General features: G+C 50.8%; 22 protein-coding genes. 12 read left to right on the top strand and 10 right to left on the bottom strand.

Going from position 1 to position 24343, the window contains the following annotated elements:
• Positions 1–233: 233 nt before the first annotated feature.
• The gene (ampH, locus tag JK198_RS15120) at positions 234–1373 is read left to right on the top strand and encodes a D-alanyl-D-alanine-carboxypeptidase/endopeptidase AmpH (protein ID WP_212710913.1); all 1140 of its coding nucleotides are present in this window, start codon (positions 234–236) and stop codon (positions 1371–1373) included.
• Between the two features lie 23 nt (positions 1374–1396).
• Here ampH and JK198_RS15115 read toward each other — a convergent pair whose 3' ends face one another.
• Both JK198_RS15115 and ansP read right to left on the bottom strand, forming a co-directional pair.
• A complete protein-coding gene (locus tag JK198_RS15115; protein ID WP_212709276.1) occupies positions 1397–2422 on the bottom strand; it encodes a DUF1176 domain-containing protein in 1026 nt (341 codons plus the stop codon).
• Positions 2423–2684: 262 nt separating this feature from the next.
• Complete coding sequence (gene ansP, locus JK198_RS15110; RefSeq protein ID WP_212710912.1) at positions 2685–4145, bottom strand: L-asparagine permease; 1461 nt, start codon at positions 4143–4145, stop codon at positions 2685–2687.
• 584 nt (positions 4146–4729) lie between these two features.
• Here ansP and JK198_RS15105 point away from each other — a divergent pair.
• The 3 genes from JK198_RS15105 to JK198_RS15095 are packed head-to-tail and all read left to right on the top strand — an operon-like array spanning position 4730 to position 6448.
• Positions 4730–5113 (top strand): ArsC family reductase, encoded by a 384-nt coding sequence (locus JK198_RS15105; protein WP_212709274.1) that lies wholly within the window; start codon positions 4730–4732, stop codon positions 5111–5113.
• A 1-nt stretch (position 5114) separates the two neighbouring features.
• A complete protein-coding gene (dapE, locus tag JK198_RS15100; RefSeq protein WP_212709273.1) occupies positions 5115–6242 on the top strand; it encodes a succinyl-diaminopimelate desuccinylase in 1128 nt (375 codons plus the stop codon).
• 20 nt (positions 6243–6262) lie between these two features.
• Positions 6263–6448 carry a YpfN family protein gene (locus JK198_RS15095; protein ID WP_212709272.1) on the top strand — a complete coding sequence of 62 codons (186 nt, stop codon included), beginning with the start codon at positions 6263–6265 and terminating at the stop codon, positions 6446–6448.
• 61 nt (positions 6449–6509) lie between these two features.
• Here the strand turns inward: JK198_RS15095 and JK198_RS15090 are convergent, their stop codons facing one another.
• The 5 genes from JK198_RS15090 to dapA all read right to left on the bottom strand — a co-directional run bounded on the left by JK198_RS15090 (position 6510) and on the right by dapA (position 12344).
• A complete protein-coding gene (locus tag JK198_RS15090; RefSeq protein WP_212709271.1) occupies positions 6510–8516 on the bottom strand; it encodes a GNAT family N-acetyltransferase in 2007 nt (668 codons plus the stop codon).
• Entirely contained in the window at positions 8513–9397 is an 885-nt protein-coding gene (locus JK198_RS15085; protein ID WP_212710911.1) for a neutral zinc metallopeptidase, read from the bottom strand. Before JK198_RS15085 ends, JK198_RS15090 begins: the two co-directional genes overlap by 4 nt.
• A gap of 169 nt (positions 9398–9566) precedes the next feature.
• Positions 9567–10280 (bottom strand): phosphoribosylaminoimidazolesuccinocarboxamide synthase, encoded by a 714-nt coding sequence (purC, locus tag JK198_RS15080; protein WP_212709269.1) that lies wholly within the window; start codon positions 10278–10280, stop codon positions 9567–9569.
• Positions 10281–10422: 142 nt separating this feature from the next.
• On the bottom strand, positions 10423–11451 hold the full coding sequence (bamC, locus tag JK198_RS15075; RefSeq protein ID WP_212709268.1) for an outer membrane protein assembly factor BamC: 1029 nt from the start codon (positions 11449–11451) through the stop codon (positions 10423–10425).
• A 14-nt stretch (positions 11452–11465) separates the two neighbouring features.
• Positions 11466–12344, bottom strand: a complete 879-nt coding sequence (dapA, locus tag JK198_RS15070) for a 4-hydroxy-tetrahydrodipicolinate synthase (RefSeq protein ID WP_212709267.1) — start codon at positions 12342–12344, stop codon at positions 11466–11468.
• Between the two features lie 142 nt (positions 12345–12486).
• Here dapA and JK198_RS15065 point away from each other — a divergent pair, with 142 nt between their 5' ends.
• The 4 genes from JK198_RS15065 to arsC all read left to right on the top strand — a co-directional run bounded on the left by JK198_RS15065 (position 12487) and on the right by arsC (position 15746).
• On the top strand, positions 12487–13065 hold the full coding sequence (locus tag JK198_RS15065; protein ID WP_212709266.1) for a glycine cleavage system transcriptional repressor: 579 nt from the start codon (positions 12487–12489) through the stop codon (positions 13063–13065).
• 172 nt (positions 13066–13237) lie between these two features.
• Positions 13238–13702, top strand: a complete 465-nt coding sequence (gene bcp, locus JK198_RS15060; RefSeq protein ID WP_212710915.1) for a thioredoxin-dependent thiol peroxidase — start codon at positions 13238–13240, stop codon at positions 13700–13702.
• 209 nt (positions 13703–13911) lie between these two features.
• Entirely contained in the window at positions 13912–15384 is a 1473-nt protein-coding gene (locus JK198_RS15055; protein WP_212709265.1) for a M48 family metallopeptidase, read from the top strand.
• Entirely contained in the window at positions 15384–15746 is a 363-nt protein-coding gene (arsC, locus tag JK198_RS15050) for an arsenate reductase (glutaredoxin) (protein ID WP_212709281.1), read from the top strand. The genes JK198_RS15055 and arsC overlap by 1 nt, the downstream gene beginning before the upstream one ends.
• On the opposite strand, the gene hda is transcribed toward arsC, so the two are convergent.
• The 3 genes from hda to upp all read right to left on the bottom strand — a co-directional run bounded on the left by hda (position 15743) and on the right by upp (position 18640).
• Positions 15743–16444 (bottom strand): DnaA inactivator Hda, encoded by a 702-nt coding sequence (gene hda, locus JK198_RS15045; RefSeq protein ID WP_212709280.1) that lies wholly within the window; start codon positions 16442–16444, stop codon positions 15743–15745. The two genes, arsC and hda, sit on opposite strands and share 4 nt — an antisense overlap.
• A 102-nt stretch (positions 16445–16546) precedes the next feature.
• Positions 16547–17818 carry a uracil permease gene (gene uraA / locus JK198_RS15040; protein ID WP_212709264.1) on the bottom strand — a complete coding sequence of 424 codons (1272 nt, stop codon included), beginning with the start codon at positions 17816–17818 and terminating at the stop codon, positions 16547–16549.
• A 195-nt stretch (positions 17819–18013) separates the two neighbouring features.
• On the bottom strand, positions 18014–18640 hold the full coding sequence (gene upp, locus JK198_RS15035) for a uracil phosphoribosyltransferase (protein WP_212709263.1): 627 nt from the start codon (positions 18638–18640) through the stop codon (positions 18014–18016).
• Between the two features lie 242 nt (positions 18641–18882).
• On the opposite strand from upp, the gene purM reads away from it, so the two are divergent.
• From purM to ppx, 4 genes are all read left to right on the top strand, one after another.
• The gene (gene purM, locus JK198_RS15030; protein WP_212709262.1) at positions 18883–19923 is read left to right on the top strand and encodes a phosphoribosylformylglycinamidine cyclo-ligase; all 1041 of its coding nucleotides are present in this window, start codon (positions 18883–18885) and stop codon (positions 19921–19923) included.
• A complete protein-coding gene (gene purN, locus JK198_RS15025) occupies positions 19923–20576 on the top strand; it encodes a phosphoribosylglycinamide formyltransferase (RefSeq protein WP_212710914.1) in 654 nt (217 codons plus the stop codon). Before purM ends, purN begins: the two co-directional genes overlap by 1 nt.
• Positions 20577–20734: 158 nt before the next feature.
• Positions 20735–22795, top strand: coding sequence for a polyphosphate kinase 1 (ppk1, locus tag JK198_RS15020; RefSeq protein WP_212709261.1), 2061 nt, complete (start codon positions 20735–20737; stop codon positions 22793–22795).
• Between the two features lie 5 nt (positions 22796–22800).
• Positions 22801–24342 (top strand): exopolyphosphatase, encoded by a 1542-nt coding sequence (ppx, locus tag JK198_RS15015; protein WP_212709260.1) that lies wholly within the window; start codon positions 22801–22803, stop codon positions 24340–24342.
• Position 24343 lies beyond the last annotated feature (1 nt).

The raw sequence follows: 24343 nt of genomic DNA, 5'->3' as shown, positions 1-24343 counted from the left end.
CCCCGGCAGAGCAGTTATTTGCTGAGTTCGGTTTTACGGTTGACAATGTGGTGGCTAAAGCCAGCGCCCTGCTGTAATCCCCACTGTCCCTTCCGGTGCCTGTCACGGGGGGGGACAGATTTAAAAAGCGTAACGATTCTCATATCAGGAAACATAAAAAGCAGCTATGCCCCCTTTCCGTCGGCCGGAAACGCTTTAATATATCCGTTTTACATTCCCACGGACATTATCGATTGAAAAAACGTTCTTCTTTTCTACTGGCCCTGATTGTTTCAATGTATTCAATGTCTGGTATGGCAAAAATGACGCCATCTCCTGAACTGACATCACAAATTGCTGACCGTTATGCTGAACATATATTCTATGGCAGCGGGGCAAGCGGCATGGCAATGGTGGTAATTGATGGTAACCAGCGGGTATTTACCGGTCTCGGAGAAACCCGTCCGGGAAACCATATCCGCCCGCAGAAAGACTCGCTGATCAGAATTGCCTCTCTGAGCAAACTGATGACAACAGAAATACTGGTAAAACTGGCAAATGCCGGTACCGTGCGGGTCAATGATCCGTTAACAAAATATGCGCCGAAAGGTGCCCGGGTTCCCGCCTGGCACGGGCAGAACATCCGGCTGATTAACCTGGCAACACACAGTGCCGGTCTGCCACGGGAAATGCCGGGCGGTAAACCGCATCGTCCGGTCTTCACCTGGCCCGTCCGCAGCCAGCGCTGGGTCTGGCTTGCCCACGCCCGTCTGAAATACGCGCCTGGCAGCGTGGTATCTTACTCAAACCTTGGCTTTGATTTACTGGCAGATGCCTTATCACATGCTTCCGGAAGGCCTTACCCGCAACTATTGCAAAGGCTGATCACCCGTCCGCTGGGTATGAAAGACACCACCTTCACACCTTCCCCGGATCAATGTGCCAGGCTGATGATACCGGAACAAAACGCCAGCCCTTGTGATAATACATTGGCCGCTATCGGCAGTGGCGGAGTGTATTCCACCCCGGATGATATGGGCCGCTGGATGCAGCAGTTTTTAAGCACTGCCGGACATCCGCGCAGTCCGCTGGCCGGAGAACTGCAGAAAATGGTCTTCTCCCGTGCTTCCCTGACCCGGGTCAGTGGAATGGATGTTGCCGGCCATGCCGACGCTATCGGAATGGGGTGGCTGCATATGGCCGCAACAGATGATACACCGGCACTTATCGAAAAAACCGGCGGCGGTGGCGGGTTTATGACCTATATCGCCATGTCTCCTCAACATAATATCGGGGTATTTATTGTGGTTGCCCGTTCCTCAGCAAGCCATTTTGCCCCGATGAGTGACGGTGTTAACCAGCTGATCGCAGAACTGGTGCGTAACCACCGTTAATTGTCCGCTCCCGCAGCGTCCTGTCACCCTGCGGGATCAGTCGTCCATAATACCGGCCAGCTGCGGGAGAAATTCCAGCGGTCACAGACACTTTCACTGGCAAAACGCGTTAACACAAACCGCTGCCCGTTAAACTGCCAGCGGCTGACAGTGCCGCAGTCTGCCAGCGGTCTGCCCCACAATGCTGTCGTCAGTATGCCCGTCTGAGGATCATATCCGACATTGGTTAATTCAAAATCAGCACCGGTCGGCCAGAGCGGCGAAAAAGGTAAGCGAAACATTAATCGCCGGGCAAATACCGGTGCCTGTCTGCTGACCAGATAGGCCTGATAAAAGGTGTTATAGGCAGCAGTTTCACAGCTCACCAGTAACAGTACCTGGTGGTCTGTCAGGGGCGCGACTTTGATTTGGCGATACACAGGTGCCAGCGGGCAGGTCTGCTGGCTGATTTGTGAAATCCCGAAATTCATAAAATAGCTTATTTCACTGTCAGATAACGGTGCCGGCACCCTGTACGGAGGAGTCACTACCAGTGTCTGTGGTGTCGGCAAGCGGGGAGTTGTCTCGCGGCTGATTCTGGCCTGGATCTGCGCAGCCTTACTCAGAAAATCGGGGAGAGATGTCAGAGACAGGCCCCGGGAAGGGTTATCCGTGACACTCAGGCGCACTGCACGGCTCAGCACCGTCAGTAACTGTTGTGCCGTTTCCGGATGTTCTGTCTGCAGGGTTTCCGGCGCACTACGCACATGGGTATAGGGCCAGGCGGTGTGATCAATCAGTAACCTCTGCGCCAGCACCTGTTGTTCTTTCTCCCTCTCAGGAGTTTTCGGATGGTAATCAATATGCAGCCAGCGGATCGACCCCTGTCCTGAAGGACGAAAAAAACTGACAACCAGCCCGGCGCCACGGTCAATATTTCGTCCCTGACAGTCACCGGCATTATCGCAGCTTAACTCCCAGTCGGAGAATGTTGCCTGTAGCGGCTGTGCCGCTGAACTGGCTGCGATAAAAATGAACAGCAGAGACAGAAAAACCTTAGACAATTGCATAAAAATCATACCGGAAGAACGCTGCCGGACACAGAAAAGGCCTGGATATAGGAAAACGCATCATCCGTAATGTCGCAGCACCACTCAATAAGAATCTTCGGACTCTGGCAGAGTAATAGCAGAAACCGGGGCGACACATCATACGGTCTGTCCGGTCTGTTAATAACACATAATCAATCACCACCTCCCAGGGAAGTGGTTCAGGGGTGACAATAAAAAGCCCTGCGCTGCAGGGCTTTGGTCATTACAGGGGATAAAAAGATTACTCTTTATGTGCCTGCTCATGCTGCAATTCGGCAATCTCATGAACCCGTTTACGTACCCCGAACCAGCCAAGGATCAGTACAATAATAATTAACGGGATAGAGGCCACTGTATAAGTCCCGGTAGGATAGTCAAAGGCCATCAGCACAATGACACTGAACAGGAACAGCAAGGTCAGCCACGAAGTGAACGGTGCGCCGGGCAGCTTAAAGCTGACCTCTTCCGCTTTGCCTTCTTTAATCGCTTTACGTAATTTTAACTGACACAGCACGATAAATGCCCAGGAGGAGACAATCCCCAGTGAGGCGGCATTCAGTACAATTTCGAAGACCCGTGAAGGCACATAATAGTTCAGCACGACCCCCAGAATATATACCCCGATAGTGACCAGAATCCCCGCATAAGGTACCTGCTGACGGCTCATTTTAGACATAAACTTCGGTGCTGAGCCGCCCATAGACATAGAACGCAGTATACGGCCGGTAGAATATAAACCTGAGTTCAGGCTGGATAACGCCGCGCTCAGTACCACAATATTCATGATACTGCCGACATAAGGCAGACCCAGTTTTGAGAAGAAAGTAACAAACGGGCTTTCACTTGGCTGATAAGCATTCCACGGTAACAACAATACCAGTAACACAATGGAACCGACGTAGAATAAGCCAATACGCCATATCACACTGTTAATCGCTTTAGGTACCATAATTTTCGGGTTTTTACATTCCCCGGCGGCAGTACCTACCAGTTCAATTGAGGCGAAGGCGAATACGACCCCCTGCACCAGTACCAGCGCCGGTAATAATCCGTGCGGGAAAAAACCACCATTATTAGAAATTAAATGGAAGCCAGGCTGACCGCCGGCCAGCGGTTTACCGCTGCCGAGAAATACCACCCCGACCACCAGGAAGAGTACGATGGCCAGCACTTTAATTAGCGCAAACCAGAACTCCATTTCCGCAAACCATTTTACGCCGACCATATTCATGGTACCAACCACCGCCAGAGCACCCAGCGCAATCACCCACTGTGGCACATCACCAAAGGCCCCCCAGTAGTGCATATACAAGGCTACCGCCGTAATGTCGACAATCCCCGTCATGGCCCAGTTAACGAAATACATCCAGCCGGCAACATAAGAGGCTTTCTCCCCCATAAACTCGCGGGCGTAGGAAACAAAGCTGCCACTCGATGGCCGGTGCAGAACCAGTTCGCCAAGCGCCCGTAAAATAAAGAACGAGAAAATACCACAGACCAGATAGACCAATGCCAGGGCCGGACCGGCCGCCTGCAGACGGGCACCGGCACCCAGAAAAAGCCCCGTACCGATAGCACCACCAATGGCAATCATCTGAACATGACGATTACCCATCTCTTTACGATACCCTGAATCATGTGAATTAAGCCATTTGCGTTTTGCCGCACGTAACTCTTCAGCTGTTTTTTTTGTATGTTTCATATTTTTCCTGTTTGTCCTGACCGCCCGCGACGCAAAGTAATCGTTTGCGTTTGCTCACGAAAGCTGTACTGCTCCATCCCATGCAAAGCCGTAAAATTCTGCTATAAGAAAAAAAACGGGCGCTGAATCCTACCTGCTAAACCTGTCTGCCGTAAAGTCCCGCACACCAATGTACCACCGGCCCTTCTGTGAAACTTCGGGGTGATTTAGCATAAGCCTATGTTATATAATGGGATACAGACATAGTCTGTTGTCGCTTTCAGACTTTTGTTCACAAATGTAAACCGGTATTCTGCGACACCTTTACAACAAGTCTGTTGCCGATTCTGCCTCTGTTGCGTTTTTTTTTCAGTAAAAAAGTTTTGTCCGGATTATCTTTCTGTTGGTCACGGCCTGAGGGCTGAATTTTTCACTCTCCGCGACTGCCGGCGGCCCTTATTTGATCAACACGGGCAAAACCGCCCCGCGGAGTAGACCAGCGCCCGCGAATACGGCATTATCACTGATATAGAACAACAAGAGTGTTGACGATCAGCGTCACTATGGACGCTGGGAATACAATTTATGACAGGTAGTAGTGTTCAATGACAAACAGTGATATCCCTTGCCGGCTGACGATGTATGGAATAAAAAACTGCGATACCGTCCGTAAAGCACGGCGCTTTCTGGAACAACAGGGCGTGGATTTCTGTTTCCATGACTATCGTACCGACGGGCTGGACAGCGCACTGTTAGCCACATTTATCGACGAACTGGGCTATCAGGCGCTGCTCAATACCCGCGGAACCACCTGGCGTAAATTGCCGGAGGAAACCCGGGCTGCGGTGAATGATAAGCACAGTGCTCTGCAGGTAATGCTGGAAAATCCGGCCATGATTAAACGTCCGCTACTTTGTACTGCCAGCCAAAAAATGCTCACCGGGTTTGACCCTTCAGCATATCTGACGTTTATTCAGGAGAATCTATAGGATGTTTTGCCCGGTCATTGAATTAACTCAACAACTGATACGCTGCCCTTCCGTCAGCCCTGAGGATGCGGGTTGTCAGGCATTACTGACTGACCGGCTGAAAGCCATCGGATTTCATATTGAACCGATGAATTTTGGCGATACTAAAAACTTCTGGGCGACCCGGGGTAAAGGCGAAACACTGGCGTTTGCCGGCCATACGGATGTCGTCCCTCCCGGAGAAGCCCGCCACTGGATTAATCCACCTTTTGAACCGACAATCCGTGACGGCATGCTGTTTGGCCGTGGCGCGGCAGATATGAAAGGATCTCTGGCAGCAATGGTTGTTGCCGCCGAACGTTTTGTCGCCCGCCATCCTGATCATCGCGGCCGGCTGGCCTTTTTGATCACTTCTGACGAAGAGGCCAGCGGGATTAACGGCACCGTAAAAGTCGTAGAAACCCTGATGGCACGCCAGGAAAAGGTCGAATATTGTCTGGTCGGTGAGCCCTCCAGTACTGAAATTGTCGGGGATGTCGCGAAAAATGGTCGCCGTGGCTCAATTACAGCTAACCTGACAATTCATGGTGTGCAGGGGCATGTTGCTTACCCGCAGCTGGCTGATAACCCGGTGCACCGGGCAATGCCGGCTCTTAACCAACTGGTTGCCACCCGCTGGGATAACGGTAACGAGTTTTTCCCGCCAACCAGCATGCAAATCGCCAATATCAGTGCCGGTACTGGCAGTAATAACGTCATCCCTGGTGACTTATTTGTGCAGTTTAACTTCAGGTTCAGTACCGAACTTACGGACACAATGATCCGTGAACAGGTCGAAGCCTTACTGACCCGCCACCAGCTCAGATACACACTGGAATGGAACCTCTCCGGACAGCCTTTCCTGACAAAACAAGGAAAACTGGTCAATGCGGTGGTTAAGGCCGTTCAGCATTATAATGAAATTAAGCCGCAGTTGCTGACCACGGGCGGAACCTCTGATGGCCGCTTTATTGCAAAAATGGGTACCCAGGTAGTAGAGCTGGGGCCGGTCAATGCCACAATCCATAAAATCAATGAGTGTGTGAAAGCCTCTGACCTGCAACTGCTGAGCCGCATGTATCAGCGGATTATGGATCAACTGGTTGCCTGACCGCGGAAGGAGTCACTGTTATGGAATGGTTAAAACACTATTGGTGGATACTTGTTATTCTCTTTATGGTCGGTCTTCTGATGAATGTTTATAAAGACCTTAAACGGGTTGACCCGAAAAAATATCTGGATAATAAACCTGAATTACCCCCGCACCGTGATTTTAACGATAAGTGGGATGATGATGACTGGCCATCCAAAAAATAAACCATCGGCAATGACAGACAGGCAACCATAACCGGCTGCCTGTCTGCTTTTTATCCGGTTTTCAGGGGTGTCTGAGCTGTTGCAGTTGCTGCTGCCAGTCTTGTGCTTGCTGTATATCCTGCATGATTAACTGCTGTGATACTTCTGCCCGCAGTTTCCTCAGCCAGGCTTTACGCCCGCCAGCCGCGGCTATACTGTGTTTCTCCGCTACCGGATCAGCACAAGCCGCCAGAGTCTCAGGCCATTGCTGTAGTCTGCACAGTAAACGTCTCAGTGCAGGGTAACTACTTTCATAAGGCCGGCTTCCCCAGGCAAAACCCGCCAGCTCCTGCCAGTCTGCCCCGGCAACAGAGTCTGTTCCCTGAGCGGGTGCTGAGGGTCTTTCCAGCCCGGGAAGACTCAGCCAGCGCGGCGCAAGGTACTCCCAGTCGCGCCACAGACGCTGCTCTGCAGCGGTTGCTAATTGCTCACCGGCCGCACTCAGAGGCCGGATTGCCATCGCTGCATAACACCCGCTGCTGGCTTCAGGTTGAGTACCAAACCGGACCAGACGAAAACCGCAGGCCTGCCAGAATTGCCAAAGCTCAGTGGTAAAACCAAAACTGACCGAGATATAGTCACAGTCCTCTCCGGTGCTGGCGATGGCCGCCATCACCAGTGCTTTACCTGTCCCCTGACGCCGGGACATATAATCGACCGCGACCCGGCTGATACGCCGGGAACGCATACTGGCCGCCTGCGGAAACCCCGCGTGTGCCGCCAGGGACTGGGCCACCAGATTACCTTTTGGCCGCCGGAACCCGGCCCAGACGGCATTACTCAAAGACTGACTCAGCCCTCCTTCCTCCACCAGCCACAGAGCCCCCGGTAAGGCGGTTGCCCCTTCAGCCAGCCAGAAGTGCATACCGGGGGCATCCATCATCCGCCGCAGGTCCAGCGGGGTTGTCCGGTAATGGGCACTGCTCAGTAACTGATACAAAGCACGGGCGGTGCGGGGATCGGCCAGCCAGCTGTCACGCGACAGCTTATGTATTGCCCCCGGCTCACCCGCTGGTAAAGGGCCGGACTCATCAAACAGAAACAGCTGATCAATAAAGCGTTCCAGCGGGTCCTGTACCGACCAGCGCAGAGGCTCAGATAAACTGAAAAAGCTGACCTCAGGCAAACCGGCACAAAATTTCAGCAGAAATCCTCTGCCGGTACCTTCATAGCCCTGTACCGTGGTCGATAATAAAACACGGCTAAAACATTTCGTCATTTGTCGTAATAACGGGGCCGGGATGGCCGCGGCTTCATCAACAATCAGCCAGCCACCATCATCTGCTGGCGGATCAGCCAGTAAAGCATCCGGGGCTATAAAACGAAAATTATCACCGGCAAACGTCTGTAAAACACCGGTTGAGACTTTTGCCGGAGCGGAGACAATAGTCCCCGGAGAAATGCGGGCCAGCATTCCTGCCAGGGCAGACTTTCCACGTCCGCGGGCTGCTGTCAGTACAGCAACCCCCTGTTCCATTTCCTGCAACCGGCGAATAATATCCTGCTGTTGTTGTGCCGCACGGCACTGCCAGTCCGGAGAGGGTTTCAGTGGTGCAAGAGACAACGGCTGATGTTGCTGCCAATGGCTGATCTCACTGTCCGCGCCAATCACCGACGCAAAATGACTCATAAAGCGGGGAACAGCAATCGCCGCTGTGGTATCAGCCCAGCGCAGACTGTCCTGGTCGGCTCGGGTCATCCATTGTGCTTTCGGCGGAAGTAATAACAGCAGCCAGCTGCCAGCCAGTAACGTTCCGGCCATACACGCCAGAGATTCAGCATGAAACCCGTCACGGGCATCAAAAATCCCGTGAAGATACTCCCGGCCGAGCAGAGATTTTACTGCCGACGGCCGGACCACCCGTGGGTCTGGCGGCAGGTCTGCACTGACCGTCAGCCAGTCACCCGTCAGGGTATTCCGGACACTGCGGGCAGCCCCCGTCACCCAGTCTTTGTCACCACTGATGATACAGATGCGGCGGATCCCGGTCCGCCGCATCTGTTCACTGCTGGTTTGCCAGTCAGTCATCCGGCGGCAAAGGTATTACACTGGGCGGGGTCACCACTGTCAAAACCGCGCTTAAACCAGCTGTAACGCTGCTGAGAAGTGCCATGGGTAAAGCTGTCCGGGACTACCCGTCCCTGGCTCTCTTGCTGTAATTTATCATCACCAATCGCTTCGGCCGCATTCAGCGCCTGCTGCAGGTCACCGTTTTCCAGCACATTTTGCTGTTGCATCGAATGTCCCCAGACACCGGCAAAACAATCCGCCTGTAGTTCGAGTTTCACCGACAGGCGATTAGCTTCTGTCTGGCTGCTGTGTTGCTGTTGCTGTCTGACTTTTTCTTCAATACCCAGCAGTTTCTGAACATGGTGTCCCACTTCATGAGCAATAACATAACCATTAGCAAAGTCGCCGCCGGCACCCAGTTTATTTTTCAGCTCATCATAAAAAGAGAGGTCAATATAGACCGTCTGATCCGCCGGACAATAGAACGGCCCCATAACCGATTGCCCGGTACCGCATCCGGTAGACGTATGACCGCGATAGATCACCAGTTTAGGGTTGACGTAATGTTTCCCCATCTTACGGAAAATTTCCCCCCAGGTGTCCTCCGTTGATGCCAGCACTACTGAGGTGAATTTCGCTGCCTGGTCGTCAGCCGGACGCTGCACATGAGTCTGCCCGGTAGTTGATGCTGTCGTCACGCTGCTACCGCCACCGCCACTCAGTAAAGGTGTCAGGTCATAACCATAATAACCCGCTACCACCACCACAATCAGAATAACAATACCGCTTTTACCGCGCGGGATACGGAAACCGTTTCCGCCCCCCGTTCCGCTGCTGCCGGAAGACTGATCCCGCCGGTCCTCGACATTCTCGCTCTCACGACGCCCTTGCCAACGCATCCGTAACCTCTGTTATTTTTTATTACATTATGCAGATTTTAGTCGGGTTACCGGCAGAAGACCAGTCCCCCACAGGCTCTGTCCCGCAACAGGGCTGACCCTGATACCAACAAAAACGCCGGCATAACAGACTCACTGTTATGCCGGCGTTGACGGGGCACCCTGTTAATTAATCCAGTGGTACTCCCAGACGGTGGGCCACTTCTTCGTACGCTTCTACCACGCCACCCAGGCTCTGGCGGAAACGGTCTTTATCCATTTTAGCCATGGTTGATTTATCCCACAGACGTGCGCCATCCGGAGAAAACTCATCACCCAGCACCACTTCACCGTTAAATAGCCCGAACTCCAGTTTGAAGTCGACCAGAATCAGCCCGGCCTGATCAAACAGCTGGCTCAGGACTTCGTTGGCCTGATATGTCAGTTCACGCATCCGCGCCAGATGCTGCCGGCTGACCCAGCCAAAAGTTTCACAGTAAGATTCATTGATCATGGGATCATGATGCGCATCGTCTTTCAGAAAAAGATCAAAGATCGGCGGGTTAAGGACAATCCCCTCTTCCACCCCTAATCTTTTCACCAGTGAACCGGCTGCACGGTTACGCACCACGCATTCTACCGGAACCATATCCAGTTTTCTGACCAGCGCTTCCGTATCTGAAAGCAATGCTTCCATCTGAGTCGGGATACCCGCCTGTTGCAGTTTCTGCATAATGAAATAGTTAAATTTATTATTTACCATTCCCTTACGATCAAACTGTTCGATTCTGGCTCCGTCTCCTGCTGATGTATCATTGCGGAATTCCAGTATCAGCAAATCGGGGTTATCGGTACTGAATACTGTTTTAGCCTTGCCGCGATACAACTCAGCTTGCTTTTGCATCTTGTTAACTCCAAACATGAAAGAACTTACGCATGATGATTGATTTTACCTGAACTATTGCGCTACGCAATCGTTTACCTGACCGCGACTATTATGCCAAATTAAAAACAAAAAGGCCGGAGAATCTCCGGCCTTTTTTGCGTTATTTGTTAAACGCCGCCTGTAAAACAGGTACCATTGCATCATTTTGCGACTGGGTCAGCACATGCCCTTTCGGATCAATGAACTGTAAACTACTGCGGTTACCCAAATCACCCAGCTGTAATTTGTAGTCACCGTTGCTCAGACCCGGGTCTTTCGCGCCTAAAGCATCCCAGCTGCTGCTGCCGGGTGCTTTATAGCTGACTTTCAGACTGCCATCTGAACGGTCTTTATCTGATATGGTCATCCCCACATGAGACAGAGCAACCGGCAGACGCTGCCATGCAGCAGAATACGGTGCGCGGATAATGACATTCGGCAATCCGGTATCATCAGCACCGCTTTGTACATCGATACTACCGATACGGCTGTTTCCGGCATTTTCACGTGCAATCGCCTGCGCATTCAGTTCACCGGAAATTTCGTTCAGCAATTGGGTTGTATAACGCTGAATTTCACCGGAAGTACTCACAGCCACACCTTTCTGCTGTAATTCCAGCGAGCGAACGCTCAATACCGTCTGATAGCTCTGCTGCTGTACGGCAATCTGATAACGGCCGCGGTACTGGTAATCTTCGTCCGGACGGTTCCAGTTAATCCAGTCGGTGGTCAGCTGTTGTGCAGCATCATTACGCTGGGCAATTTTCACCTGCCGGCTGCCGAGAATAGTGATTAACTGAGACCAGAGCCCGGGCTGCTGATTATCAAAAATCAGTTGCGCAGTATTACCGCTCAGCTGAGTACGGGTACCGTTCAGCAATGCCAGTGGCTGCGCCGGCGGACGAATATCCAGCTGAGTACCGGTCGCACCGCCAGCCGGTGCGGCAGGTACCTGATACTGTCCATTCTCTAACGGCAGAATCATTCCGGCGGGTACATTCAGATCATGTAATGCGGCGGCTTTCAGATAGTCGTCATTACCATTAATTTGCCGCTTGTAATTCTGATCGTTAGAGCAGGCAGCCAGTAATAATACTACCGACAGCCCCGCTGCTTTAGCGACTGCAGAACTCTTAACTGAGTAAGCCATTCAAACTCCCTAAATTATCGCAAACCTGCATCACGCAATGCTGTTTCGATTGCCGGGACTGCCTTTGCAGTCAACGGAGTCATTGGCAGGCGCAATGTGTCGTTTGCGATCAACCCCAGCTGTTTCGCTGCCCACTTGACGGGGATCGGATTGGGTTCACAAAATAACGTGTGATGTAAGGCCATCAAACGCTGATTCAGGTGCCGGGCTTCAGCAAATTCACCTTGTCCGGCAAGCCGGCAGACTTCTGCCATTTCACGGGCGACAACGTTTGCTGTTACTGAAATAACGCCCGAGCCTCCCAGTTGCATAAAGTCTAAGGCACTGGCGTCATCACCGCTCAGCAAAATAAACTTATCATCAACCAGCTCTTGGATCTGACTCACACGGGATAAGTTCCCTGTCGCTTCTTTTATTCCGATAATATTTTTAATTTCGGCTAAACGGGCGACAGTTTCGGGCAACATATCACATCCGGTGCGCGACGGTACATTATACAGCATTTGTGGCAATTCGCTGCTTTCCGCAATCGCTTTAAAATGCTGATATATACCTTCCTGAGTCGGACGGTTATAGTAAGGTACCACCGTCAGACAACCGACCACACCGCTGTCTTCAAAGTTGCGGGTTAATGCAATACCTTCCGCCGTTGCATTGGTACCGGTACCGGCAATAACCGGAATACGTCCTGCGGCCAGTTCAACAGTCGCTTTAACCACTTCCACATGCTCAGAATGGCTGAGTGTCGCCGACTCCCCGGTCGTTCCAACAGAAACGATGGCAGAAGTACCGCTATCAACATGATAATCAATTAATTTTTTCAGGCTTTCACGGCAAAGATCACCGTTATCATCCATTGGTGTAATCAGCGCAACAATACTTCCGGTAAACATGAGTGATCCCCTCAACGTGCAATTACTTCATGGTAAGGTTTACTTCATGTGAAAAGCAAGCCAGCCAGACGCTTCCTGAGCTTGTCAGCAGTTTTTTTTATGTTTACCTTAGAGTTATTAGAAAAAAACAGGAAAGAGTACTTTGCCACAGTCACCGCAACATCATTTAGTGATCACCGCTCTCGGTGCTGACAGGCCAGGCATTGTCAATACCATCACCCGTCATGTCAGCCGCTGCGGATGTAACATTGATGATAGCCGGCTGGCAATTCTGGGCGATGAATTCACCTTTATTATGCTGCTGTCGGGAAGCTGGGATGCTATCGGACTTATTGAGTCAACATTACCCCTGAAAGGGGCGGAACTTGAGTTACTGATTGTGATGAAGCGCACCCGGGTAGAGACACAGCCTCCCCGTCCGGAAACCACCTGGATCACAGTTGAAGTCGCGGATTCCCCCAGTATTATCGAACGTTTTACTGATTTGCTGGACCAGCACCGGATGAATATTGCTGAACTGGTATCACGCACGACCCCGGGCCGTGAAAATTCGCAGCCGACCCTGAACATCCAGATGACGGCCCACAGTGATGCCCGCGATGATCGCTACTTATTTGAACAGGCATTTCACCGGCTCTGTACAGAACTCAACGGGCAAGGCAGTATACGGCTACACAGTATGCTCGACAGTGACCCGTCAGAAACATCTCCTGCACAATAAGTCATCTGCCGTCATCATTAGTGAAAAACATCCGTATCCTGGTATTACCCGCGGGAAGAATAAGCATTTTCCGCACTTGCTCTGCAGCAGAATATTACCGAAGGTAAAGCTGTCTGATAAAATTAATTTTCACTGGCTGATTCGGCCAAAAGATAACCATCGGAGAGTTATGATGAATCCACTGAAAGCCGGCGATAATGCACCTATGTTTAGCTTGCCAGACCAGGACGGAGAACAGGTTAATTTAACCGACTTCCGGGGAGAACGGGTACTGGTTTACTTCTATCCGAAAGCGATGACCCCGGGATGTACCGTGCAGGCCTGTGGTTTACGGGATAATATGGCAACCCTGAATAATGCCGGAGTACAGGTTGTGGGTATCAGCACCGACAAACCGGAAAAACTGTCGCGTTTTGCTGAAAAAGAACTGCTGAACTTCACTCTGTTATCTGATGAGGATCATCAGGTTTGCGAGCAGTTTGGTATCTGGGGGGAAAAGAAGTTTATGGGGAAAACCTATGACGGGATCCACCGTACATCATTCCTGATCGGTACTGATGGAAAAATAGAAAAAGTATTTGATGATTTTAAAACCTCAAATCATCACGAAGTTATACTCAGCTATCTGAACGCCTGACGTTTGCGCCGTTATTTTCCGTCGCAGATACTCTGCGGCGGAAGACTCTCCTGTTCTGTCCCTGTTTCACTCTCTGCTATACTGCGGGTGATCTGTCCGGCCCCGTTCAGCCTGCCAACAGACACCGTTAACAGACGGCCTGCCTGACAACGCGAACCTCCGGGCCGGAAAAAGGTCAAAACATCAAATCAGATAAACAGGGACAGGTGATGAGGTATTTGTTAAATAAAACGTTAGCAACTCTGCTATTAATTACCTCAGCCGGCAGCGGTATCTGTCCTGCGTTTGCTGATATCACTGATTCGCTGCCGGATATCGGGACGACGGCCGGGGCGACTTTATCGATTAATCAGGAACTGCAGATGGGCGATTATTATGTCCGTCAGTTACGCGGCAGTGCACCGCTGATTAATGATCCGTTACTGACAAACTACATTAATACTCTCGGCCAGCGTCTGGTCGCTCATGCCTGGTCAGTCAAAACTCCCTTTCATTTTTACCTGATACAGAATGATGAACTGAATGCTTTCGCTTTCTTTGGCGGAAATGTAGTACTGCATTCGGCGCTTTTTCGTTATACAGATAATGAAAGCCAGCTGGCCTCAGTGATGGCACACGAAATATCCCATGTGACGCAGCGACATCTGGCGCGGGCAATGGAAGCACAAAAGCGCAGTGCACCGTTAACCTGGGTCGGGGCACTTGGCTCAATCCTGCTGGCCATGGCCAGCCCGCAGGCGGGAATGGCAGCATTAACCGGTACCCTGGCAGGCACCCAGCAGGGAATTATCAGTTTTACCCAGGATAACGAAAAAGAAGCTGACCGTATTGGTATTCAGGTCCTGCAACGGGCAGGGTTTGATCCGCAGGCAATGCCCGCTTTTATGCAGAAACTGGCCGACCAGTCACGCTATGCGTCGAAACCCCCGGAAATTCTGTTAACGCACCCGTTACCTGATAGTCGTCTGGCCGATGCCCGTGATCGGGCGAACCAAATGCCTCCGGTCGTCGTCCACTCCTCGCAAGACTTCTTTTTTGCCAAAGTCCGCATTATGGGAATGTATGGCACATCACAGGGCCGAAGTAACGCATTACTGGATGAAGTACTGAATAACTATGCCAAAGGCAATACCCGTCAGCAACTGGCCGCAAAATACGGCAGAGCGATACAGTTTATGGCTGCCAAAAAGTTTCAGGATGCCAAAAATATTATTCAGCCATTATTGCAAAGCCAGCCAGCTAATCCGTGGTTTCTCGACCTTATGACGGACATTGATATCGGTCTGAAGCAACCTGCCGCTGCCATACGTTTACTCACCGCGGCCGGCAGCCCGCGGAAAAATCCGGTGATACAGCTCAACCTTGCCAATGCCTATTTACAGGCAGGGCAGCCAGCGAATGCCAGTAAGCTGCTGAACCGCTATAGCTGGGACTATCCTGACGACCCAAATGGCTGGGATTTACTGAGCCAGGCAGATGCCGCTCAGGGACTCAGTGATGAGGTATTATTCGATCAGGCACAGGGTCTGGCACTGGACGGGCAGCTTGACCAGGCTATCCGTGCACTGAGCAGCGCCAGCGCACAGGTGCCGGTTGGCAGCCTGAAACAGGCACGTTATGATGCCCGTATAGACCAGCTTCGTCAGCTGCAACAACGCTACCGTCAGTATCAGAAAGGGTAATTACTTTGACCATCCGTATCTATCACAATCCCCGTTGCTCGAAAAGCCGTGAAACATTGCAGCTGTTACAGCAACACGGGGTCGACCCCGAGATTATTCTCTATCTGGATAATCCGCCCGATATTGCCACTGTTAAATCCCTGCTAACCAGACTCGGTTTTACAGATCCCCGCCAGCTGATGCGCCGTGGCGAAGAAATCTATAAACAGTCGGGATTAAATGACCCGGCCTTAAGTGAAGATACATTACTGCAGGCCATGGCCGAACACCCGAAACTGATTGAGCGACCTGTCGTGGTCAACGGTGAGCGGGCAAGGCTTGGCCGCCCGCCGGAAAATGTGCTGGAAATCCTCGGGGACTAAAGCCCGAGGGTCTCTTTAACAAAAGGAATTGTCAGTTTTCGCTGGGCAGTGATAGAGGCATGATCCAACTGATCCAGGGTCTCAAATAATGTTCTCATTTCCCTGTCCAGCCGTTTCAGCAGAAAACGCCCGACATCTTCTGGTAACTCAAACCCCCGTAAACCGGATCGCAGCTGTAAGGCCTGGAGTTTTTCGTTATCCGATAACGGCTGTAGCCGGTAAATCTGCCCCCAGTCAAGACGCGATGCAAGATCGGCTAATTTCAGGTTCAGCTGTCTGGGCGGGCGATCACCGGTGATCAGTAACAGGGTCTTTCCGGTCTCGAGGATCCGGTTATAGAGATCGAAAATAGCCATTTCCCAGGCTTCATCCCCGGCAATACATTCGATATTATCGATGCATACCAGCGCCAGGTGCTCCATACCTTCCAGTACTTCAGGCACAAACCAGGTGCGTTTATCCAGCGGAACATAGCCTACGGCGGCATCACGTGATGATATTTCCGTACAGGCTGCGTGCAGCAAGTGGCTCCTGCCCCCGCCTTCCCGTGACCAGAAATAAATATAACCGCCATGTTGCTGATCAAGCGCTGCTTTGAGCGCAGCTAATAATGATGAATTCGCCCCCGGCCAAAAACTGGCAAAGGTTTCATCATCAGGCAAATAAAGTGGCAATGACAATTGCGCCGGCGTGTTCAGGTGCACCTCAGCATAACTCGCAAGAAACCTGCTGAGTCTATCACAACTTCCCTGTCGATATGAATCAGGCAACCCGCGGTTGCCTGCTTTATATGTCGTCCCTTACTCTGCGTTGTCATATTCCTCAGGTTCCGGACGTACCAGACTGATAATATGAAAGAGGATACTTAATATCACACCGACCACCGTCGCCAGAGCCATGCCTTTAAGTTCCACCGCTCCCAGCTGAATTTTGGCCCCGCTGACGCCAATAATCAGGATAATCGCAGTCAGCATCAGGTTTTGTGGTTTACTGTAATCCACTTTGGAATCAATCAGTACGCGGATCCCGGAAGCAGCAATCACCCCGTATAACAGTAAAGAGACTCCGCCCATTACCGGAACAGGGATCGCCTGAATAACCGCGGCCAGCTTACCGATACAGGACAGAAAAATAGCAATTACTGCCGCTCCGCCAATTACCCAGGTACTGTAAACGCGGGTGATCGCCATCACTCCGATATTCTCACCATAGGTGGTGTTCGGGGTGGAGCCGAAAAAGCCTGAAATTACGGTAGACAGGCCATTGGCAAACATTGAGCGATGTAATCCCGGATCTTTAATCAGATCACGTTTAACAATATTTGCGGTAACCACCAGATGGCCCACATGTTCAGCGATCACCACCAGCGCTGCAGGCAGGATGGTCAGCATTGCCGCCCACTCAAAACGCGGCTTATAAAAAACCGGTAACGCAAACCAGTGTGCCTGTTCAACGCCGGTCCAGTTAACCATCCCCATAAAAGAAGCCAGCATATAACCGAAAACGACCCCGATCAGGATCGGAATGATGGCAAGAAATCCGCGGAATAACACTGAACCAAAGACGGTAACCCCCAGGGTTACCAGTGAAACAGTCACGGTCTTACTGTCAATCGTGGCCCCCTCAGCCGGCAGTAACCCGGCCATTCCGGCGGCGATACTGGCCAGTTCCAGGCCGATAATCGCCACTATCGCGCCCATCGCTGCCGGAGGAAACATAATATTAAGCCAGCCAGTACCGGCTTTTTTGACCAGCAGCCCGACCAGGCAGAACAGAACTCCGCATAAAATAAATCCCCCCAATGCAACGTTATATCCCTGGGGTAACAGCAACAAAACCGGCGAAATAAAAGCAAAACTGGAACCGAGATAGGCGGGGATTTTTCCTTTACAAATAAACAGGTACAGTAATGTCCCCAGGCCATTAAATAACAGGATGGTGGCCGGATTCACATGAAACAAAATCGGTACCAGTACAGTGGCACCAAACATCGCAAATAAATGCTGTAAACTGAGCGGAATGGTCTGGAGTAACGACGGTCTTTCGTCAACCGCAATAGTGCGCCGTATCATTGCTGCTTATCCCCTTTAAAATTGTCCGGACATAAAAAAACCGACACAGAGTCGGTCTGAAAAAAACACAGCTGCCGGTATATACCGACAACAGATAACGGTGACGTTATCTGTTGTGCAGTTTCACTGTTAAAGAGTAATGACTTCATAGGCCAGCGACCAGCCCGCTGAGCATTACCCGATAACAACGACTGATTATTTAGTACCAAAGATTTTATCACCGGCATCACCCAGACCCGGGATAATATAACCCTGTTCATCCAGTCCCTGATCGACAGAGGCAGTGTACAGTTCAACATCCGGATGTACTTTCTCCAGTGCAGCAATCCCTTCCGGGGCCGCGACCAGTACTAAGACTTTTATACTGTTACAACCGGATTTTTTCAGCAGATCAATAGTGGCGATCATCGAGCCGCCGGTTGCCAGCATCGGGTCAACCACCAGCGCCATACGTTCATCCATATTCGAAGCAAGCTTCTGAAAATAAGGCACAGGTTCCAGCGTTTTCTCATCACGGTACACGCCTACCACACTGATTCTGGCACTGGGAATATGTTCCAGTACACCATCCATCATTCCCAGACCGGCTCGCAGAATAGGAACAACGGTAATTTTTTTACCTTTGATCTGATCAACTTGCACCGGGCCATTCCAGCCATCAATAGTGACAGTTTCTGTTTCCAGATCGGCGGTTGCTTCATAGGTGAGTAAACTGCCCACTTCTGAAGCCAGTTCACGAAAACGTTTGGTACTGACATCATGCTCACGCATCAGGCCCAGTTTATGTCTGACCAGCGGGTGTCTGACTTCCACGATCTTCATTATTATTCTCCCGGAGTGTGTTGAGCTAAAAAAAAATCGCCGGATTATAGCGCTTTTTCGCTGTGGCTTATACGCCTGTGTATCAATCCGCAGACATTTTTTGTCTCTGCCACCCTGACGGCGTCTGAAGCTCCGGACAGATAATTTCAGGTTAACATCAGACTCGCAAACGTTTGCCTGCACTGATAGAATAGCCGCGCTCTATTTAAACCACCAACCGCAATTCGCGTGGGGACTCCGCAGTGACCGACAAAACCACTCTCAGTTATAAAGATGCCGGTGTTGATATTGATGCTGGTAATGATCTGGTTGATCGTATTAAAGGTGTTGTAAAAAAAACCCGCCGCCCGGAAGTGATGGGTGGACTCGGTGGATTTGGTGCACTCTGTGCCTTACCACAAAAATACCGTGAACCTATTCTGGTTTCAGGCACCGATGGCGTAGGCACCAAGCTGCGTTTAGCAATGGATCTGAAACGCCACGACCATATCGGTGTTGATTTGGTTGCAATGTGTGTGAATGACCTGGTCGTGCAAGGGGCTGAGCCGCTATTTTTCCTGGATTATTATGCCACCGGGAAACTGGATGTCGACACTGCTGCCGCGGTGATCAGTGGTATTGCTGAAGGCTGTTCACAATCAGGGTGTGCCCTGGTCGGCGGGGAAACGGCCGAAATGCCGGGTATGTACCATGGTGAAGATTACGATGTTGCTGGTTTCTGCGTCGGAGTGGTTGAGAAATCAGAAATTATTGATGGCAGTAAAGTCAGTGATGGCGATGTTCTGCTGGCTCTGGGATCCAGCGGTCCGCATTCCAACGGTTATTCACTGATCCGTAAAATTCTGGAAGTCAGCCAGACAGATCCTTCAGTAAAACAGCTGGAAGGTCAGTCTCTGGCCGATCACCTGCTGGCACCGACCCGTATTTACGTCAAAAATATTCTGAACCTGATTGCACAGGTTGATGTACATGCCATTGCTCACCTGACCGGCGGTGGTTTCTGGGAAAATATTCCGCGTGTATTACCGGAAAATACCCGTGCCGTGATTGATGAAAGCAGCTGGCAATGGCCGGCCATTTTCGGCTGGTTACAACAGGCCGGCAATGTCAGTACTCACGAAATGTACCGTACCTTTAACTGCGGTGTGGGGATGATTATTGCCCTGAGTCCGGAGAATGCTGATAAAGCGTTACAGTTACTGCAGGATGCCGGCGAAAAAGCCTGGAAAATCGGGGTCATTGAAGCGGCCACCACCAGCGATGAGCAGGTAGTGATTAAGTGATGAAAAGGCTGGTGATCCTGATTTCCGGCACCGGCACCAATCTGCAGGCAATTATCGATGCCTGCAGATCTGGCCAGCTTGCAGAAGCCGCTGAAATTGTTGCAGTTTTTAGCAATAAGGTGACCGCCAGCGGACTTGATCGGGCGCGGCAGGCCGGGATTCCGGCACATGCCCTGACACCGTCAGATTTTGCTGACCGTCAGCAATTTGATCGGCAGTTGATGAAACTGGTTGACGAATATTCTCCCGACCTGGTAGTGCTGGCAGGTTATATGCGTATCCTGAGTGCGGAATTCGTACAGCATTACGCCGGTCACATGATCAATATTCACCCGTCATTATTGCCAGCCTATCCCGGCCTGCATACCCATCGCCAGGTTCTGGAGAATGGTGATAAACAACACGGGGTTTCGGTACATTTTGTCACGGAACAGCTGGATGGTGGCCCGGTGATATTACAGGCTGTGGTCCCCGTAAATAACGGTGATACCGAACAACAGCTACAGGATAAAATCCGGGTTCAGGAACATGTGATCTACCCGCAAGCCATTCAGTGGTTTCTTGAAAACCGGCTGAGACTAAAGGATGGTCTGGCCTGGCTGGATGGCACTCCTCTGCCTGCCACCGGTATTCGTTCGCCACTGAGCGAATAGCCACTGAAACGCTGCCGGAGTCACAGGCAGCGTTTTTTTCTTAGCGCCCTCCTCCGCTTTTTTTGTTACTGAGCAGTATTGGACATTTCTGCAATATTCTCGCCATAATGGCATGAGAAACTGAAGCTTTAGTTGTGTCACAGCAATACGGGGTCAGGATGGGTCAGGAAAAGCTGTATATAGAAAAAGAGTTAAGCTGGTTATCATTTAATGAACGGGTGCTACAGGAAGCTGCTGACAAACTCAATCCGCTTATCGAAAGAATGCGTTTTCTTGGTATTTATTCAAGCAACCTTGATGAATTCTATAAAGTCCGTTTTGCCGAGCTGAAACGCCGGATTCTGATTGGTGAAGAACAAGGCTCAGTGACGGTTCCCCGCCATTTAATGAAAAAAATTCAGCAACGGGTTATGCGGGCAGACCAGGAATTCGACCTGCTTTACAACGAACTGTTGCTGGAAATGGCCCGTAACCAGATATTCCTGATCAATGAACGTCAGCTTTCCACCAACCAGCAGGTATGGCTGCGCGACTATTTTGCCCGCAATCTGCGTCCGCACGTTACCCCTATTTTGCTGAACAGCGAAACCGACCTGACACAGTTTCTGAAAGATGATTATACCTATCTGGCAGTAGAGGTTATCCGCGGTGAAGATATCCGCTACGCCCTGCTTGAGATTCCTTCCGATAAAGTGCCGCGTTTTATTAATCTGCCGGCCGAACCGCCACGCAGGAAAAAACCGATGATCCTGCTGGATAATATTCTCAGATATTGTCTGGATGATATTTTTAAAGGTTTCTTCGATTACGACGAACTGAATGCTTACTCCATGAAAATGACCCGCGATGCAGAATATGATCTGGTCACAGAAATGGAATCGAGCCTGCTGGAGCTTATGTCATCCAGCCTGAAACAGCGATTAACCGCCGAGCCGGTACGCTTTGTTTACCAGCGGGATATGCCAGCCCCTATGGTTGAAATGTTGTGTGAAAAACTCTCTGTTTCAAATTATGATTCCATTCTGGCGGGCGGGCGTTATCACAACTTTAAAGATTTTATCCAGTTCCCGAATGCGGGCCAGCGCAATCTGGAAAATAAGCCACTGCCACCGATCCGTCACGCGGGATTCGATAACTACCGCAATGGTTTTGATGCTGTACGCTCCCGGGATATTCTGCTGTATTACCCGTACCATACCTTTGAGCATGTGCTGGAATTTTTACGCCAGGCATCGTTTGACCCTGCGGTTCTTTCAATAAAAATTAATATCTACCGGGTCGCAAAAAATTCCCGGATTATGGATGCCATGATCCACGCAGCACACAACGGAAAAAAAGTGACCGTGGTCGTAGAGTTACAGGCAAGATTCGATGAGGCAGCCAATATCCATTGGGCGAAACGGCTGACAGAGGCCGGTGTGCATGTCATATTTTCGGCGCCGGGGTTAAAAATCCACGCTAAACTGTTTTTAATCTCCCGCCGGGAAGGTGAAGAACTGGTACGCTACGCACATATCGGCACCGGTAACTTCAATGAAAAAACAGCCCGCTTGTATACGGACTACTCATTGTTAACCTCCGATGCGCGTATCACCAACGAAGTCCGCCGGGTATTTAACTTTATTGAAAACCCTTACCGTCCGGTATCTTTTGATTATCTGATGGTATCACCGCAGAATTCACGACGTATGCTGTATCAGTTAATTGATCAGGAGATAGCCCATGCACAACAGGGAAATCCGGCAGGAATAACGCTTAAAATCAATAACCTGGTAGATAAAGGACTGATTGACCGCTTGTATGCTGCCTCGGGAGCAGGGGTGAAAGTCAACCTGCTGGTCAGGGGAATGTGCTCACTGATTCCGGACTTACCCGGTATCAGCACGAACATCAGAGTGATCAGTATCCTCGACCGTTATCTGGAACATGACAGGGTCTACATTTTTGAAAACAACGGTGATAAAAAAGTCTATCTCTCTTCGGCAGACTGGATGACGCGGAATATTGATTACCGGATTGAAGTTGCTGTTATAATTCTCGACCCGCAAATTAAGCAACGTATTCTTGATATCATCGGTATTTTGTTCAGCGATACGGTGAAAGCAAGGATCATTGATAAAGAGATGAGTAATCGTTATGTGCCACGCGGTAACCGCCGTAAAGTCCGCGGACAACTGGCTATTTACGAGTACATCAGAAACCTGGAACAACCTGAATAATACCTATGCCAACGACGCCAAAAAAAGCAGCTAAACCGCAGGAATTCGCGGCAATCGACCTCGGTTCTAATAGTTTTCATATGGTTATCGCCCGGGTGGTAGACGGTGCTTTACAGGTTCTTAGTCGCCTGAAGCAGCGGGTCCATCTGGCTGATGCTATTGATGACCGGAATTGTCTGAGTGAAGAAGGGATCCAGCGCGGCCTGTCCTGCCTGGCGCTGTTTGCCGAGCGTTTACAGGGGTTCCGGGCAGAAAATGTTTCAATCGTCGGAACGCATACATTACGGGTTGTCACTAACGCCGAAGAGTTTTTACAACGTGCGGCCGAAATAATACCCTATCCGATAGAAATTATTGCCGGTAACGAAGAAGCCCGGTTAATTTTTATGGGGGTCGAGCACACTCAGCCGGAGAAAGGCCGCAAACTGGTGATCGATATCGGTGGCGGTTCTACCGAACTGGTGATCGGTGAAGATTTTGAACCCCAGCTGGTCGAAAGCCGCCGGATGGGCTGCGTTAGTTTCTCTAATCTTTATTTCCCTGGCGGGACTATTTCGGCAGAAAATTTCCGCCGTGCACGGCTGGCATCGGTCCGGAAACTGGAAACCCTTGCCTGGCAGTTTCGCCTGCAGGGATGGAAATATGCTCTTGGTGCCTCAGGAACCATTAAAGCCGCCTGTGAAGTCCTGGCGGCGCTGGGTGAAAAAGAAAAAACGATCACCCCTGACGGACTTGACCGTTTGTACGATGAAGTGATTAAGTTTAAGTCCTTTGATGCGTTAAGCCTGCCCGGATTATCGGAAGAACGTAAAACGGTGTTTGTCCCGGGGCTGGCAATTTTACGCGGTGTTTTTGACTCACTGGGGATCCGCGAGCTGCTCTATTCGGACGGTGCACTGCGTGAAGGGGTATTGTATGAGATGGAGGGGCGCTTCCGCCATCAGGATATCCGCACCCGCACCGCACAAAGTCTGGCGAACCATTACGCGATTGACAGTGAGCAGGCTGACCGTGTATTACAAACCGCCCGGCATCTACACAGCCAGTGGCAGCAGCAAAACCCGAAACTGGAAAATCCTCAGCTGACCGCATTATTACAGTGGGCAGCAATGTTACACGAAGTCGGCTTATCGATTAATCACAGCGGAATGCAACGCCATTCATCGTATATCCTGCAAAACTCCAATATGCCGGGCTTTAGCCAGTCACAGCAATTACTGCTGGCAACTTTGGTACGTAATCACCGTAAGGGTATCAAGACGGAGGAATTTCCCCGTTTTATGTCTTTTAAAAAGAAGCAGTTTTTACCCTTGATCTTTATCCTGCGTCTGGCCAGCCTGTTAAGTAACCAGCGCCAGGCAACGACACATCCGGCCAGCCTGAGACTGGAGACCGACGACGGACACTGGACGCTGATTTTTCCGACCGGTTTTTTCAGCCAGAATGCACTGGTGCAACTTGATTTGGAACGTGAACAACTCTACTGGCAGGACGTTACCGGCTGGCAACTGAACCTGAAAGAAGAAGACGAAAAGGAGCCGACATAAC

Origin of the sequence: Tatumella sp. JGM91, from assembly GCF_018257575.1 — a bacterium.
Classification (GTDB): domain Bacteria; phylum Pseudomonadota; class Gammaproteobacteria; order Enterobacterales; family Enterobacteriaceae; genus Tatumella; species Tatumella punctata.
This window is presented reverse-complemented; position numbering and strand designations above follow the sequence as displayed.

Bases quoted from the DNA above. Each gene is read 5' to 3' on its own strand.
- JK198_RS15115 (WP_212709276.1), bottom strand. From the start codon at position 2,422: ATGCAATTGTCTAAGGTTTTTCTGTCTCTGCTGTTCATTTTTATCGCA.
- ansP (WP_212710912.1), bottom strand. From the start codon at position 4,145: ATGAAACATACAAAAAAAACAGCTGAAGAGTTACGTGCGGCAAAACGC.
- JK198_RS15105 (WP_212709274.1), top strand. From the start codon at position 4,730: ATGACAAACAGTGATATCCCTTGCCGGCTGACGATGTATGGAATAAAA.
- dapE (WP_212709273.1), top strand. From the start codon at position 5,115: ATGTTTTGCCCGGTCATTGAATTAACTCAACAACTGATACGCTGCCCT.
- JK198_RS15095 (WP_212709272.1), top strand. From the start codon at position 6,263: ATGGAATGGTTAAAACACTATTGGTGGATACTTGTTATTCTCTTTATG.
- JK198_RS15090 (WP_212709271.1), bottom strand. From the start codon at position 8,516: ATGACTGACTGGCAAACCAGCAGTGAACAGATGCGGCGGACCGGGATC.
- JK198_RS15085 (WP_212710911.1), bottom strand. From the start codon at position 9,397: ATGCGTTGGCAAGGGCGTCGTGAGAGCGAGAATGTCGAGGACCGGCGG.
- purC (WP_212709269.1), bottom strand. From the start codon at position 10,280: ATGCAAAAGCAAGCTGAGTTGTATCGCGGCAAGGCTAAAACAGTATTC.
- bamC (WP_212709268.1), bottom strand. From the start codon at position 11,451: ATGGCTTACTCAGTTAAGAGTTCTGCAGTCGCTAAAGCAGCGGGGCTG.
- dapA (WP_212709267.1), bottom strand. From the start codon at position 12,344: ATGTTTACCGGAAGTATTGTTGCGCTGATTACACCAATGGATGATAAC.
- bcp (WP_212710915.1), top strand. From the start codon at position 13,238: ATGAATCCACTGAAAGCCGGCGATAATGCACCTATGTTTAGCTTGCCA.
- JK198_RS15055 (WP_212709265.1), top strand. From the start codon at position 13,912: ATGAGGTATTTGTTAAATAAAACGTTAGCAACTCTGCTATTAATTACC.
- uraA (WP_212709264.1), bottom strand. From the start codon at position 17,818: ATGATACGGCGCACTATTGCGGTTGACGAAAGACCGTCGTTACTCCAG.
- upp (WP_212709263.1), bottom strand. From the start codon at position 18,640: ATGAAGATCGTGGAAGTCAGACACCCGCTGGTCAGACATAAACTGGGC.
- purN (WP_212710914.1), top strand. From the start codon at position 19,923: ATGAAAAGGCTGGTGATCCTGATTTCCGGCACCGGCACCAATCTGCAG.
- ppk1 (WP_212709261.1), top strand. From the start codon at position 20,735: ATGGGTCAGGAAAAGCTGTATATAGAAAAAGAGTTAAGCTGGTTATCA.
- ppx (WP_212709260.1), top strand. From the start codon at position 22,801: ATGCCAACGACGCCAAAAAAAGCAGCTAAACCGCAGGAATTCGCGGCA.